13 protein-coding genes are annotated in these 13,613 nt (G+C 54.5%); 6 read left to right on the top strand and 7 right to left on the bottom strand.

The window, feature by feature from the left end:
- Nucleotides 1-4: 4 nt before the first annotated feature.
- Nucleotides 5-850 carry an N-hydroxyarylamine O-acetyltransferase gene (gene nhoA, locus CKO_RS06410; protein ID WP_012132373.1) on the bottom strand — a complete coding sequence of 282 codons (846 nt, stop codon included), beginning with the start codon at nucleotides 848-850 and terminating at the stop codon, nucleotides 5-7.
- 234 nt (nucleotides 851-1,084) lie between these two features.
- Between nhoA and CKO_RS06405 the strand changes: the two genes are divergently transcribed.
- On the top strand, nucleotides 1,085-1,654 hold the full coding sequence (locus CKO_RS06405; RefSeq protein ID WP_024130325.1) for a flavin reductase family protein: 570 nt from the start codon (nucleotides 1,085-1,087) through the stop codon (nucleotides 1,652-1,654).
- A gap of 107 nt (nucleotides 1,655-1,761) precedes the next feature.
- Entirely contained in the window at nucleotides 1,762-2,811 is a 1,050-nt protein-coding gene (locus CKO_RS06400; protein WP_071818896.1) for a GGDEF domain-containing protein, read from the top strand.
- 29 nt (nucleotides 2,812-2,840) lie between these two features.
- Here CKO_RS06400 and CKO_RS06395 read toward each other — a convergent pair whose 3' ends face one another.
- Nucleotides 2,841-3,458: a glutathione S-transferase family protein gene (locus CKO_RS06395; protein WP_012132370.1), complete on the bottom strand. Its 618-nt coding sequence runs from the start codon at nucleotides 3,456-3,458 to the stop codon at nucleotides 2,841-2,843.
- 296 nt (nucleotides 3,459-3,754) lie between these two features.
- Here CKO_RS06395 and ansP point away from each other — a divergent pair, with 296 nt between their 5' ends.
- Nucleotides 3,755-5,254: an L-asparagine permease gene (gene ansP, locus CKO_RS06390; protein ID WP_024130324.1), complete on the top strand. Its 1,500-nt coding sequence runs from the start codon at nucleotides 3,755-3,757 to the stop codon at nucleotides 5,252-5,254.
- A gap of 104 nt (nucleotides 5,255-5,358) precedes the next feature.
- Here ansP and yncE read toward each other — a convergent pair whose 3' ends face one another.
- The gene (yncE, locus tag CKO_RS06385; RefSeq protein WP_024130323.1) at nucleotides 5,359-6,420 is read right to left on the bottom strand and encodes a 7-bladed beta-propeller protein YncE; all 1,062 of its coding nucleotides are present in this window, start codon (nucleotides 6,418-6,420) and stop codon (nucleotides 5,359-5,361) included.
- Nucleotides 6,421-6,685: 265 nt separating this feature from the next.
- Here yncE and pqqU point away from each other — a divergent pair, with 265 nt between their 5' ends.
- Nucleotides 6,686-8,809, top strand: coding sequence for a TonB-dependent receptor PqqU (pqqU, locus tag CKO_RS06380; protein ID WP_012132367.1), 2,124 nt, complete (start codon nucleotides 6,686-6,688; stop codon nucleotides 8,807-8,809).
- 76 nt (nucleotides 8,810-8,885) lie between these two features.
- Here pqqU and CKO_RS06375 read toward each other — a convergent pair whose 3' ends face one another.
- Both CKO_RS06375 and CKO_RS06370 read right to left on the bottom strand, forming a co-directional pair.
- A complete protein-coding gene (locus CKO_RS06375) occupies nucleotides 8,886-9,923 on the bottom strand; it encodes an NADP-dependent oxidoreductase (protein WP_024130322.1) in 1,038 nt (345 codons plus the stop codon).
- A gap of 48 nt (nucleotides 9,924-9,971) precedes the next feature.
- Nucleotides 9,972-10,547 (bottom strand): helix-turn-helix domain-containing protein, encoded by a 576-nt coding sequence (locus CKO_RS06370; RefSeq protein ID WP_012132365.1) that lies wholly within the window; start codon nucleotides 10,545-10,547, stop codon nucleotides 9,972-9,974.
- A 37-nt stretch (nucleotides 10,548-10,584) separates the two neighbouring features.
- On the opposite strand from CKO_RS06370, the gene CKO_RS06365 reads away from it, so the two are divergent.
- Entirely contained in the window at nucleotides 10,585-11,103 is a 519-nt protein-coding gene (locus CKO_RS06365) for a GNAT family N-acetyltransferase (RefSeq protein ID WP_012132364.1), read from the top strand.
- A complete protein-coding gene (locus CKO_RS06360) occupies nucleotides 11,100-11,549 on the top strand; it encodes a DMT family transporter (RefSeq protein ID WP_012132363.1) in 450 nt (149 codons plus the stop codon). Before CKO_RS06365 ends, CKO_RS06360 begins: the two co-directional genes overlap by 4 nt.
- Nucleotides 11,550-11,631: 82 nt before the next feature.
- On the opposite strand, the gene CKO_RS06355 is transcribed toward CKO_RS06360, so the two are convergent.
- Entirely contained in the window at nucleotides 11,632-11,865 is a 234-nt protein-coding gene (locus CKO_RS06355) for a YdcY family protein (protein WP_012132361.1), read from the bottom strand.
- A 17-nt stretch (nucleotides 11,866-11,882) separates the two neighbouring features.
- Nucleotides 11,883-13,481 (bottom strand): ABC transporter substrate-binding protein, encoded by a 1,599-nt coding sequence (locus CKO_RS06350; protein WP_024130321.1) that lies wholly within the window; start codon nucleotides 13,479-13,481, stop codon nucleotides 11,883-11,885.
- Nucleotides 13,482-13,613: the final 132 nt, after the last annotated feature.

The following is a 13,613-nucleotide window of genomic DNA, read 5'->3' as shown; positions in this document are numbered from 1 at the left end:
AACGTTATTTCCCTGCCTCCGGGTGGGTATCAAACGCCGCCATGACGGCCGCTAATTCCGCCTCGGTAAACCCGTGCTTCGCATCATCGATCCCCAGCCCAAACTGCTCCTGCAATAGCGCGTAAAGAGACGCCACATCCGGCACATTACGCTGTTCTATCGCATGGCCTTCCTGATAATGGGTGAAATGGAAATTGGTCAACGTCAGCTTACCGCCATCCGGTAAATGGCGGCACATCAGCAGGTGATGGCGAAAATGCGACTGCGGCCAGTGCGCTGACCAGAAGTTGCCCATCACGTAATCGCTCTGCTGCTGAACTCCCAGATCGAAGCAATACATCGACTGCCAGTGATCGTGATGGCGGAACTGCAAAATCCAGTTATTCCCCTCTTGTCGCAAACGGTATTCGCCATGCGGCGTCTGTTGTTCACATTCTGCCTGCAAACGGATGGGCGCGGTCAATGTCTGCCCGCCAAATCCGACGTCGGCAATCCACGGCTCGCCTTGCAGTTCGACCAGTAACAGCCGGTGCGTACGTGGCGGCAAGCTGGTCGGGTTTGTCAGTACGACGCGCCCCAGCAGGCTGCGCACGGTAAAGCCTGTCTCCCGTAAAGCACGCTCAAACAGCCCATTTTGTTCGAAGCAATAGCCGCCGCGACGGGCGGTCAGCAATTTTTCTTCCAGCGACAGATCGTCGAGCTGAATTTCGCGCGGCAGTAAGACATCCAGATTTTCAAACGGAATGGTGCTGTTATGCTGCAAATGCAGCGCTCGTAAAGTGTCAAGGTTAGCTTCGGCAGCGCCCGACCAATTTATGCGGGCAAAATAGGCGGTCAAAAAAGACGTCATAAGGCATTCCTGTCTGTAGGGGTTCACGCAAAAAAGCTGATTCTACGCTGATGGCGGCAATCTGTTACCCCGCCGCCTGACGTAATATGTCACGGATGCGGTTCTCAACCTGGAGTATGATTGATTTTTGGCGGTATTACGTACAATAACGTGCGTTGCACATGTATCCTTTAGCCACTATTTTCAATAGTGTCGTTACGATAAGACGATAATCCCCCTGAACGAGGCATACCTATGAGTCGTTTTCGTCCTGTAGAGCTACATCATGCCAGCCGTCTGTTAAATCACGGCCCGACGGTTCTGATCACCAGCCGGGACGATCGCACGGAGCGGCGGAATGTTATGGCGGCGGCGTGGTCTATGCCCGTCGAGTTTGAGCCTCCCCGTCTTGCCATTGTGCTGGATAAAACCACCTGGTCGCGCGAGCTTATAGAGCGCAGCGGTATGTTTGGCATCGTGATTCCCGGCGTAGCGGCAACGAACTGGACGTATGCGGTAGGCAGCGTCTCTGGCCGCGAAGAAGATAAATTCAACTGCTATGGCATCCCGGTGATAAAAGGCCCGGTGCTCGGTTTACCCATGATCGAAGAGAAATGCCTCGCCTGGATGGAATGCCGACTGCTGCCCGCAACGTCGGCACAGGAAAAATATGACACGCTTTTTGGCGAAGTGGTTTCGGCGGCGGCGGATGAACGTGTTTTTATTGAAGGCCGCTGGCAGTTTGATGACGATAAACTGAATACCCTGCATCATTTAGGTGCGGGAACCTTCGTTACCTCGGGCAAAAAAATTACCGCGGGCTGAAGGCGAAATGCCCCCCGGCGTCCCCGTTTATCATCCACTTTTCAGATAACGCTATGGCTCAGGATAACAGAAAAGCGAAACATACCATCTGGACCACTCGCGAGGATATGGTGAGACGAGGAATGGCTCTCAGCCTGCCGTGGTTTGCTTTTGTGAATATCAGTTTTGCGCTGATGATCTTTTTTCGTGACGCGTTATTCCACGATACCCACGCGCGCTATCTGGCAGAGATGCGTATTGTCCGCACTATTGATGACGCCGTTATCGGCATTATGCTGGTCTGTGCCCTGCTGTTGATTACCTCCCGGCGGCAATCCTGGCTGACGCAGGGATTATTAATCACCCTTAGCCTGTTCTGGTCCTGGTGCAGTTATTATTTCATCAGCCACTGGCAATTAACGTTCGCCTATCCTCTCTGTGCGGTGTTATTACTCAGCGCCGTGATCGCACTCTATTTTCATACGCCGAGCGTACTCGCTTTTCTGCTCCCGCTATGGCTGACCGTCCCCGTCGCCAGCGTTGTTTTGAATCAGAAAGTGAATATTCATTTCGCGGTGATCTGGGGCATTTTCTCGCTTATTTTGCTGGGCGGCCGTTTTATGCTGATTCGCTGGTTTGATGAAGCCTGGCGACAAAATCAACACAACAACCTGCTTATTTCGCGCCTGGATAACCTTGCGCATCGCGACCCGCTCACCGGTACGGCAAACCGGCGCGCAATGGAAAAACTGCTGCATAACGCAATGGCGCAGCAAAATGCGTTTGCGCTGATCATGCTCGATGTCGATTTTTTTAAACGCTATAACGACGCCTACGGGCACCCGGCCGGTGATGCCTGCTTGAGTCAGGTCGCGGATATACTCGCTCAGTCGGTGCGTAGCCCGGAAGATGTGGCCGCCCGCTATGGCGGCGAAGAGTTCGCTGTTATTTTGTTTGACGCGACGTTGCAAGATGCAGAGCGCGTGGCGGCGAGAATACAAAAAGCGCTGGAAGCGGCGGCGATCCCTCACCCGGCGTCAACGGTAAGTGACAGCGTCACGGTAAGTCAGGGTATCGCCTGCTCAGAGAAAGGAAAAACCGCTGAACAGACGATTGCGGATGCCGATGCTGCGCTGTACCGGGCCAAAGAGGCCGGACGGAATCGTTGGGCGCGCTGAAGGCCATCATCGGCACCGCCCGTGCTAAATTAAATGATGTCGTTATTTTTCAGCACCGTCTGGAGCGGTGGATGCTGGCAGACCGCATCGGCAATCGCGCTAATGTTCGGGGCGTTGTCCTGAAACCAGTCATGGCCCGGCCCCCAGGTGCGCATCACGCACAGATAACAGTCCAGCAGCGTTAGCTGTCCGCCAAAGGCGTAGGGTTCCGCTATCAGCCGATCGTTGAGCCACATATACAGCGCCTTACGGTATTCAAGGCAGCTTTTCTTCAACTGCTCCGGGGTATTTTGCACCCAGCGTTCAGGGTAATCAGCATACGTGAATGTGGGATAAACGTTCGCTACCAGCCAGATTAACAAACGCTGGAACTGCTGACGCTCGGCGTGTCCGACCGGCGGCGCGAGATCGGGACGGCGATCGAGGATCATCAGCGCAATGGCGGCGCTCTCCGTCATGATTTCTCCGTTTTCCAGTGCCAGCGTTGGAACCTGGCACAGCGGGTTGAGCTTCTGGAGCAGATCCCGCTGCGGCCCCTCGGCATCAAACCCCTTCACATCGATAAATTGATACGGAATCTCCGCCAGAGTCAGCATGACTTCGCTAATTGCCGAGCCCCAGCCGGGTACGCCATAAACTTTGATCATGCGGCCTCCACAACGTGTAAAACGCTAAGTGTAGTTGATTCACCGTGCTACTGGCTGAATCGTGACCACAGCGCGGCTGAGCTGACCACACGTAAAAGCACGACGTCTTAACGCTGTGCTTCCGGGTATGTTTTGCGTCGTTTAACAATTGCAGGTAGGATGCTCCGCCGATGGTTTTATCCCTACCACAGAATGATGGGAAAAACCGTTTCAGCGTTAGCCAGGCAATCGTTTGGTTAGCAAAAGGTGCGGCACAAAAAGTATCTCTTCTGTCCGACAGGTCAACAGGTAACACAATGAAAACACACAATACAAACGCGCTTGAACAACATGCCGCGAAACGACGCTGGTTGAACGCCCATGAAGAGGGTTATCACAAGGCGATGGGCAACCGACAGGTACAAATGATTGCCATTGGCGGCGCAATTGGCACCGGATTGTTTTTAGGGGCTGGCGCACGACTACAAATGGCTGGCCCTGCCCTGGCGCTGGTTTATCTGGTATGCGGTATTTTCTCATTCTTTATTCTTCGCGCGCTCGGCGAGCTGGTTTTGCATCGCCCTTCCAGCGGCAGCTTCGTCTCCTACGCCCGTGAATTTTTAGGCGAGAAAGCGGCATACGTCGCAGGCTGGATGTACTTCATCAACTGGGCGATGACCGGGATCGTCGATATCACCGCAGTGGCGCTGTATATGCACTACTGGGGCGCATTCGGTGACGTTCCGCAATGGGTGTTTGCCCTGGGCGCGCTGGCGATTGTGGGCACAATGAACATGATTGGCGTGAAGTGGTTCGCCGAGATGGAGTTCTGGTTCGCGCTGGTAAAAGTGCTGGCGATTGTCCTGTTTCTGGTTGTCGGCACAATCTTTTTAGGAAGCGGTAAACCGCTGGATGGCAACACAACAGGCTTCCATCTGATCACCGATAACGGCGGGTTCTTCCCGCATGGCCTGTTGCCTGCTCTGGTGCTGGTTCAGGGCGTTGTCTTCGCCTTCGCGTCGATTGAGCTTGTTGGTACGGCGGCCGGAGAGTGCAAAGATCCGCAAACGATGGTGCCAAAAGCGATCAACAGCGTGATCTGGCGTATTGGTCTGTTCTATGTCGGTTCCGTTGTCCTGTTGGTGTTGCTGCTGCCGTGGAACGCGTATCAGGCCGGTCAGAGCCCCTTCGTGACCTTCTTCTCAAAACTGGGCGTGCCTTACATCGGCAGCATTATGAACATTGTGGTGCTGACGGCGGCCCTCTCCAGTCTGAATTCAGGCCTGTACTGCACCGGCCGTATTTTACGTTCGATGTCGATGGGCGGTTCCGCGCCGAAATTTATGGCGAAAATGAGCCGTCAACAGGTGCCGTACGCCGGCATTCTGGCGACGCTGGGCGTGTATGTCATCGGGGTGTTGCTCAACTATCTGGTGCCTTCTCAGGTTTTCGAAATTGTCCTTAACTTCGCATCGCTGGGTATTATCGCCTCCTGGGGCTTCATCGTGGTGTGCCAGATGCGTTTGCGTAAGGCGATTAAAGAAGGCAAAGCGGCAGACGTCAGCTTTAAGTTACCGGGCGCGCCGTTTACCTCCTGGCTCACCCTGCTGTTCCTGCTGAGCGTTCTGGTGCTGATGGCGTTTGATTACCCTAACGGCACCTATACCATCGCTTCACTTCCGCTGATTGCCATTCTGCTGGTCGCTGGCTGGTTTGGCGTGCGCAACCGCGTGGCGGAAATTCACCGTACCGCGCCGGTTGTGCCGCAGGAAGAGAGTAAACAGGACATGGTATTACGAGAAGAGACGGCGAGTTAACACTGGCAGCCCGGTGGCGTGACGTTTATCGGGATGTTGTTACGCAGTAAAAAGGAGGGGCTTGCCCCTCCTTTTTACTTAATGCTTACAGCGTTATTTCACCGTTACAGCGCGATGCGGATAACATCATCTGGCTGAGTGGCTTCCTGCTCACGGGTTGACTTCTGCTTCACGCTCACGAACAGCGTTTGCCCGTCCGCAGACAGCGCCAGGCTATTCGGGAATGTCGGCGTGTCGTAAGTTTTCACGACCTTATAGCTTTTCGCGTCAATCACGCTCACTTTACCGGCCTGGCGGTGCGTCACATAGGCTTCGTTGCGGGTCGGGTTGAACAGCACGGCCAGTGATTCCGGCGCGGCTACTTTTGCCAGCACATTGCCATTACGGGTATCCACCACCAGAACTTCAGCCGCTTTGGAGTCGGTGATAAAAGCGCGATGGCCTGCGGTGTCGAGGCTCAGGTTGATAAAGAAGTGCTCTTTCCCGTCATCCAGCAATGTCTTGCGGCTCAGGATCTTGTTGTCCGCAGTATCGATGGTGATGAACTCGCCGTCTGCGTTAGTGGTGTAAAGACGCTTCGCTTGACTGTCAATGGCCAGACCCGTGCTCATTTTACCGGTATTCTGGATGGTCGTTTTCAGGGCGATTTTTTCACCGTCAACCACCCAAATCACGCTCTCTTTACCGATACCGCTGATATATACGGTGTTGGTCGCATCATCGCTGACCAGTTCGCGTGGTTGCAGCGGACGGACATCTTCGGAACGCTTGCGCTCATCCAGCACCAGACGCCCTTTTACATCACCTGTTTTGGCATCGATTGCCGTCAGCGCGCTATTTACGGTGTTACCAAACCACAGCGTTTGCGTCGCGTTGTTGATGGTCGCGCCAAACGGTTTGAGATCGTTATGGATGGCCTGCGTCACCTCAAGGGTAACCGGGTCGAGGCGATAAACCACCCCACCTTTGTCCGTTTTGCGGCTTTGCGAAGTAGCCAGCCACAGCGCATTTTCCTGCTGGCTATAGGCCATTTCATAAGCGCCCTTGCCGACGGCTTTACGCAGCATTTCTTCTGCCGCCTGCGTGCTAAATGAAGACGCGACCAGCAGTGAACCTAACAGTAAAGAACCACGCAGGCGCGGCGAAAACAGATGACGTAAATGCATGACGACTCCCTTTGATAAACACGTTTGTAGCTGCTTCACATGGCTTCGGCGAGTGAATCCGTGTCCCACTCGCTGTACGTAGATGCGAATAGTAATCATTATTTAGTGCAAAGTGGAGCGTTTCTTTGCAGGCAGTCTACAATTTCTTTAATTTTTTCATGTTCCATTAACGCATCGTGCTATTAAATTTTTCATATATTTACAAAGTAATTAAAGTATTCATCAAATTTCATTTGGCACGTTTACTCGTGATTGGTTTTTTTTCATGAAGATCATTACCGCTCGTCAGGCCGCATTTCCCGCCCTTTTATTCCCTTTCGTTTTCTCGCCGGTGAGCCAGGCGGCCACGGCTGAAGATGAACAAACGATGATTGTTAGCGCGACGCCGCAAACGGTGTCTGAACTGGACACACCCGCCGCCGTCACCGTGGTTGAAGGGGAAGATATGCGACTGGCGACGCCGCGTATTAATCTGTCTGAATCCTTAAACGGCGTGCCCGGTTTGCAGGTGCAAAACCGTCAGAACTATGCACAGGATTTACAGTTGTCAATTCGCGGATTTGGCTCCCGTTCTGCGTACGGCATTCGCGGTATTCGTCTGTATGTTGACGGCATCCCGGCCACCATGCCGGACGGACAAGGGCAGACGTCCAATATCGATCTGAGCAGCGTCCAGAATGTGGAAGTGCTGCGCGGCCCCTTCTCCGCGCTGTACGGCAACTCTTCCGGCGGCGTGATGAACGTGACGACGGAAACCGGACGCCAGCCGCCGACGATTGAAGCCAGCAGCTATTACGGCAGTTTCGGTAGCTGGCGCTATGGCATGAAAGCCACGGGGGCGATGGGTGACGGAACGCAGGCGGGTGACGTGGATTACACCGTCTCCACGACCCGATTCACCACCCACGGTTTTCGCGATCGCAGCAGCGCGCAAAAGAATCTGGCTAACGCAAAACTGGGGGTGCGTCTGGACGATGCCAGTAAGTTAAGCCTGATTTTCAATAGCGTAGACATTCACGCGAATGACCCCGGCGGCCTGACCGAATCCGAATGGAAAGCCAACCCGCAGCAGTCGCCGCGTGCCGAACAGTTCAACACGCGAAAAACCATCAAGCAGACTCAGGCAGGCCTGCGCTATGAGCGTCAGCTCAGCGAACACGACGATCTGAGCGTAATGATGTATGCCGGTGAACGTGAAACCACACAATACCAGTCCATACCGATGGCGCCGCAGCGGGATAACCCCGCGCATGCAGGCGGCGTAATCGTGCTTCAGCGGCATTATCAGGGTATCGACACCCGCTGGACGCACCGGGGCGAGCTGGGCGTACCTGTGACGTTCACCACCGGCCTGAACTATGAAAATATGAGCGAAAATCGCAAGGGTTACGAGAACTACCGCCTGAATAACGGCGTGCCGCAGTTTGGCGTGAAAGGCGATTTGCGTCGTAATGAGCGCAACCTGATGTGGAACGCCGATCCCTACCTGCAAACGCAGTGGCAACTGACCGAAAAACTTTCGCTTGATGCCGGCGTGCGGTACAGCTCAGTCTGGTTTGACTCTAACGATCATTACGTTACGCCTGGAAACAGAGATGACAGCGGCGAGGCCAGCTACCATCAATGGCTCCCTGCCGGGGCGCTCAAGTATGCGTTCACCGATGCGTGGAACGTTTATCTGGCCGCAGGGCGCGGTTTTGAAACGCCGACCATCAATGAACTCTCCTATCGCCCGGACGGACAAAGCGGCCTGAACTTCGGCCTGAAACCCGCCACCAATGACACGGTGGAAATTGGCAGTAAAACGCGTATTGGCGATGGTTTACTGACGGCGGCGCTCTTCCAGACGGATACGGATGATGAAATTGTCGTCGCCACCAGCGGCGGCGGGCGCACCACATATAAAAACGCCGGTAAAACCCGCCGCCAGGGTGCGGAATTATCGTGGGATCAGCGTTTCGCCGGTAACTGGCGGGTAAACGCCTCCTGGACCTGGCTGGATGCGACCTACCGCAGCAACGTCTGCAAAAGTGGCGATTGCAACGGTAACCGCATGCCGGGCATTGCGCGTAATATGGGGTTCGCCTCGCTGGGATATGTACCGGATGAAGGCTGGTATGCCGGCACCGATGCCCGCTATATGGGGGACATTATGGCAGACGATCACAACACGGCAAAAGCGCCCTCGTATACCGTGGTTGGTCTGAACACCGGGTATAAGTTTAACTACAGCAACTTAACGGTCGATGTGTTTGGCCGGGTCGATAACCTGTTTGATAAAGAGTATGTCGGTTCGGTGATCGTCAACGAATCAAACGGACGCTATTACGAACCGGCGCCGGGGAGAAACTACGGCGTTGGCGTCAATCTGGCATGGCGTTTTGAGTAAGCACCAGAGCTAAAAAAGCTAAAAAAAATAGCGGGGAATCGCCCCGCTATTTTTTAATGTCATGCAGCGTCAATTCTCAGGCATCATCCGCCAGGCGAATCACGACCTTGCCGAAGTTCTTCCCGGTCAGCAGACCGATAAACGCCCCCGGCGCTTTTTCCAGTCCGTCGGTGATCTGTTCGCGGTAGTGGATCTTCCCTTCTTTGACCCAGCGCCCCATCTCCTGCTGAAACTCATGAATCCGGTGCCCGTAGTCCTGACCAATAATAAACCCTTGCAGGCGGATGCGTTTTTTTAACAGCGTCGCCATTAATAGTGGCAGCCGGTCAGGTCCATCGGGGAGTTTTGTGGCGTTATACCCGCTCACCAGACCACACAACGGGATACGTGCCGAAGTATTCAACAGCGGCAGAACCGCATCAAACACCTTACCGCCGACATTTTCATAATACACATCAATTCCCTGCGGGCAGGCTTTCGCCAGTTGTTCCGCAAAATCCGCCGCGTGGTGATCGAGGCATATGTCAAAACCGAGAATCTCGGTCGCGTAGCGGCATTTTTCTGCGCCGCCTGCGACACCCACCACATGACAGCCCTTCAGTTTGCCTATTTGCCCGACGGTTGCGCCGACCGGCCCGGTGGCGGCAGCAACGACCAGCGTTTCCCCTGCTTTGGGCTGGCCGATATCCAGCAGTCCCATATAGGCGGTAAAGCCCGGCATCCCCAGCACGCCCAGCGCCCATGACGGATGCTCAGGGTTGTCACCGAGTTTCACCAGCCCTTTCCCGTCGGAAATATCATAATCCTGCCAGCCGCTGTAACTTAATACCCATTCTCCCGGATGGTAATCAGGGTGACTGGACTCCACGACCCGGCTGACCGTTCCGCCAACCATCACGCCGTCGATCTCCACTGGCGGTGAGTAGGACGGTTCGTCGCTCATTCTTCCGCGCATGTAGGGATCGAGGGACAGGAAAATTGTACGTAACAGCACTTGCCCTTCACCGGGCGTCGCCACGTCGTCCTCTTCCATGCGGAAGTTGCTCTCAACCGGCGCGCCATGCGGGCGCGAAGCCAGAACCCAACGACGATTACGGTATGCTTGTTGGCCCATGATGTTCTCCTCTGCTTGTGGCATGAATCCCTCAATAGTAGCCGAACATTAATTACCCGCGTGGTTTAAGCGCACAACCAGGTAAACGCATGTTTCCTGCGTCTCATTGATAAAACGGCAGTCGTTTGGCGGCCCCAGCTCCAGGCAGTCGCCCGCTTTCATCTCATGGCGAACCCCGCCTTCGACAAAGACCAGCTCTCCCTGCTGTAGCCAGATAAGCTGTCTTGCCAGCGCGTAGGATGCCGCAGGCATCGGTACGTCACTCCCCGCCGGAAGCGAGATTTGTACGAGATCGATGGGCAGGTCGCTGCGCGGTGAAACGTGGCGGCGCAGGTAGTGCGTCTGCGGGTCGTGCCAGACGGGTTGATCGGCAAAACGCAGCAGCTTGCCCTCCTGCATTTCTGCCCGCGCGATCAGCGTCGACATGCTGATGCCAAACGCCCCGGAAAGCCGCCCCAGCAGCGTGGCCGTCGGGCTGCTCTCTCCGCGTTCGATTTTGTGGATCATGGCGCGCGATACGCCTGCCCGCTCGGCAAGCTCCGTCAGCGACCAGCCCCGCGATTCACGCTCAATGCGAATTCTTGCACTGATCCGTTGATTTATGCTGTCTTCGATAGTATTCATATCGTAATACTATAGTGAACAACAACTGAGGTTCAACATGTCTATTCGATTTGCTGGCAAAGAAGACTGCGCCACCATCGCCGAAATCTACAATCACGCAGTATTGCACACGGCGGCAATCTGGAACGATCAAACGGTCGATGTGGATAACCGCATCGCATGGTTTGATGCGCGTCAGCTATCAGGCTATCCGGTTCTGGTCAGTGAAGAGAATGGCGTCGTCACCGGGTACGCCTCCTTTGGTGACTGGCGTAACTTTGACGGTTTCCGCCATACGGTTGAACATTCCGTATATGTCCACCCGGATCATCAGGGGAAAGGCCTCGGACGGGCGCTTCTCAGCCGTCTGATCGAGGAAGCGCGCGCATGTGGCAAGCATGTGATGGTCGCCGGAATCGAGTCGCAAAATCAAGCATCGCTGCATCTGCACGAAACGCTGGGGTTCAGCATTACCGCCCAAATGCCGCAGGTTGGCACCAAATTCGGCCGCTGGCTGGATCTGACGTTTATGCAGCTTCAGCTTGACGATCGCTGCGACCCGGATGCGCGCGGATGAACCAGACGCTGACCCTCGCCTTTCTGATTGCCGCCGGTATTGGGCTGGTTGTGCAAAACACGCTTATGGTGCGCATTACACAGAACTCGTCAACGATTCTCATCGCCATGCTGCTGAACTCGCTGGTCGGGATTGTCCTGTTTGTCAGCATTTTGTGGTTTAAACAAGGCGCGGCGGGGTTTAGCGAGCTGGCTTCCAGCGTGCGCTGGTGGACGTTGATTCCCGGCTTGCTCGGATCGCTTTTTGTTTTCGCCAGTATTAGCGGGTATCAGTACGTTGGCGCGGCGACGACTATCGCGGTTCTGGTTGCCAGCCAGCTTATTGGCGGCCTGGTATTGGACATTTTGAGAAGTCATGGCGTGCCGTTACGTGCGCTGGCAGGCCCGGTTTGCGGAGCGGTGTTGTTGGTGATCGGCGCGTGGCTGGTCGCCAGACGCCAGTTTTAACTGCCGCTTCGCCGGATGGCGGCGGCGCGGCGTAAATGCCTTATCCGGCCTGTACATCCCTCACAGGCCGTGCTTATCAACGTCAGAGAATGCTACCGCCTTTGGTAAGCTGTTCGCGACGCGCTTCCATATCTTCCTTGTACTGACGACCGTGATGCGCAATCGCCGTCCGTAGCCGCTGTTGCTGGGTGTAACGATCTTCCCGGCTCAGTTCGGCGTCATCGCTCAGCGCGATCAGCAGTTCGTTCATATGGGTAATGACGCTCTCTTCGATAGCGGCATCTACGCGCGCAGTGACCTCTTCCAGGTGCGACATAAACTCTCCTTAAACCATCAATTCAATTTAGCTTTTGAAAAATCACTGCCCATCAGGCTTACGCTGTATCCGGTTACGTTGCTGCGTGTGGCGTAGAACGTTTTGCCGTTTGCCAGCGCGATCCACGGCGCTTGCTGATAGAAAATATCCTGCGCCTGCTGGTAGAGCTGCGCACGTTCTTCCGGCTTGCTCACCCGTTTCGCTTTCTGGACGAGATCATCATACCCTTTATCGCACCAGCGCGCGGCATTTGAGCCGGTTTTTATGCTGTTGCAGCCCAGCAGCACATCGGCAAAGTTATCTGGATCGCCATTGTCAGACATCCAGCCGAACAGCGCGGTATCGTGCTCGCCTTTACGCATCCCGGACAGATACTCTCCCCATTCGTAAGAGACGATTTTCGCCGTCACGCCGACTTTTGCCCAGTCACTCTGGATCATTTCCGCAATGCGCCGGGAATTGGGGTTATAAGGGCGTTGCACCGGCATCGACCAGAGCGTTGCCTCGAACCCCTTCTCCAGCCCCGCCTGCTTCAGCAAATCTTTGGCTTTTTGCGGATCGTAGTCGTAATCCTTCAGGTTGTTATTAAAGCCCATCATATTTGGCGGAATGGGCGATTTCGCCACCGTACCGGAACCGAGGAACACCGCGTTGATAATGGCTTTTTTATCAGTGGCGTAATTTAACGCCTGGCGCACCAGTACGTTATCAAACGGTTTTTTCTCGGTATTAAAGGCCAGATAGCCGACGTTCAGCGCATCGACCGAATGCAGCGTTAACGCATTATTCTTTTTAATCTCGTCAAACTGTACGGGTGATGGCGCCGGAATAATCTGGCACTCGTTGGTTTGCAGTTTTGCCAGGCGCGTCTGGGCGTTAGGCGTAATCGAGAAAATAAGATGTCTGGTCGGCACTTCGCCATCCCAGTAGTTCGGGTTCGCCAGGTAGCGAATCTGTGAATCCTGCTTGTAGTGTTGCAGTACGTAAGGGCCAGTGCCGACAGGCCAGTTATCGACGTTTTCCGGTGTGCCTTTTTTCAGCATCGCATCGGCATACTCTGCGGAGAGAATGGAGGCGAAATCCATGCCCCAGTCAGCGAGGAATGCCGCATTGGGTTCGTTCAGCACAAACTGGACGTGATAATCGTCGACCTTTTTCACCTCTTTAATCAACTTATCGAGGCCGACATCATTGAAGTATTCGTAGCTGCCTTGCGACACATTATGGTACGGATGATCCGCATCCTTCTGGCGCAGCACCGAGAAAATAACGTCATCGGCATTAAAATCGCGCGTCGGTTTAAAGAATTTATTGCTGTTGAATTTCACGCCCTGACGCAGCGTAAACGTGTATGTTTTCCCGTCCGGGGAAATCGTCCAGTCGGTCGCCAGCGACGGCACCGGCGTATTTTTTACCGGATCGAAATTGATCAGTCGGTTGTACAACACCTGCGAACTGGCCACGAATGACGGGCCGGAGCTGGCGATTTGCGGGTTAAACGATTCGGGTGAGGCTTCAGAACAGTAGATGATGGTATCGGTATTGGCCGCAAATGCCGCCCCTGCCGGTAAAAGTGCGCTGAGCGCCAGCGCGAGCAACGTTTTCCCTGTAGACATCGTTATAAGCCTTTTCATTTGATTATAAAGAGTGTCATATGAGCATAGCTTACAAAAGCTGACAAATAACGAATCACTCTCAGGTTATTCCGTTCTGGTATTTTTCGCTAATGAATGCGTCCTGCGGCGTGA

Source organism: Citrobacter koseri ATCC BAA-895 (genome assembly GCF_000018045.1).
Taxonomy (GTDB): Bacteria; Pseudomonadota; Gammaproteobacteria; order Enterobacterales; family Enterobacteriaceae; genus Citrobacter_B; species Citrobacter_B koseri.
Note: the sequence above shows the minus strand (reverse complement) of the source record. Positions and strands in the feature narration are given on the sequence as shown.

Coding starts and splice junctions, on each gene's coding strand:
- yncE (WP_024130323.1), bottom strand. CDS start 6,420: ATGCATTTACGTCATCTGTTTTCGCCGCGCCTGCGTGGTTCTTTACTG.
- CKO_RS06350 (WP_024130321.1), bottom strand. CDS start 13,481: ATGTCTACAGGGAAAACGTTGCTCGCGCTGGCGCTCAGCGCACTTTTA.
- CKO_RS06375 (WP_024130322.1), bottom strand. CDS start 9,923: ATGGGCCAACAAGCATACCGTAATCGTCGTTGGGTTCTGGCTTCGCGC.
- CKO_RS06370 (WP_012132365.1), bottom strand. CDS start 10,547: ATGAATACTATCGAAGACAGCATAAATCAACGGATCAGTGCAAGAATT.
- CKO_RS06405 (WP_024130325.1), top strand. CDS start 1,085: ATGAGTCGTTTTCGTCCTGTAGAGCTACATCATGCCAGCCGTCTGTTA.
- CKO_RS06395 (WP_012132370.1), bottom strand. CDS start 3,458: ATGATCAAAGTTTATGGCGTACCCGGCTGGGGCTCGGCAATTAGCGAA.
- CKO_RS06355 (WP_012132361.1), bottom strand. CDS start 11,865: ATGTCGCACCTGGAAGAGGTCACTGCGCGCGTAGATGCCGCTATCGAA.
- nhoA (WP_012132373.1), bottom strand. CDS start 850: ATGACGTCTTTTTTGACCGCCTATTTTGCCCGCATAAATTGGTCGGGC.
- CKO_RS06365 (WP_012132364.1), top strand. CDS start 10,585: ATGTCTATTCGATTTGCTGGCAAAGAAGACTGCGCCACCATCGCCGAA.
- CKO_RS06360 (WP_012132363.1), top strand. CDS start 11,100: ATGAACCAGACGCTGACCCTCGCCTTTCTGATTGCCGCCGGTATTGGG.
- pqqU (WP_012132367.1), top strand. CDS start 6,686: ATGAAGATCATTACCGCTCGTCAGGCCGCATTTCCCGCCCTTTTATTC.
- ansP (WP_024130324.1), top strand. CDS start 3,755: ATGAAAACACACAATACAAACGCGCTTGAACAACATGCCGCGAAACGA.
- CKO_RS06400 (WP_071818896.1), top strand. CDS start 1,762: ATGGTGAGACGAGGAATGGCTCTCAGCCTGCCGTGGTTTGCTTTTGTG.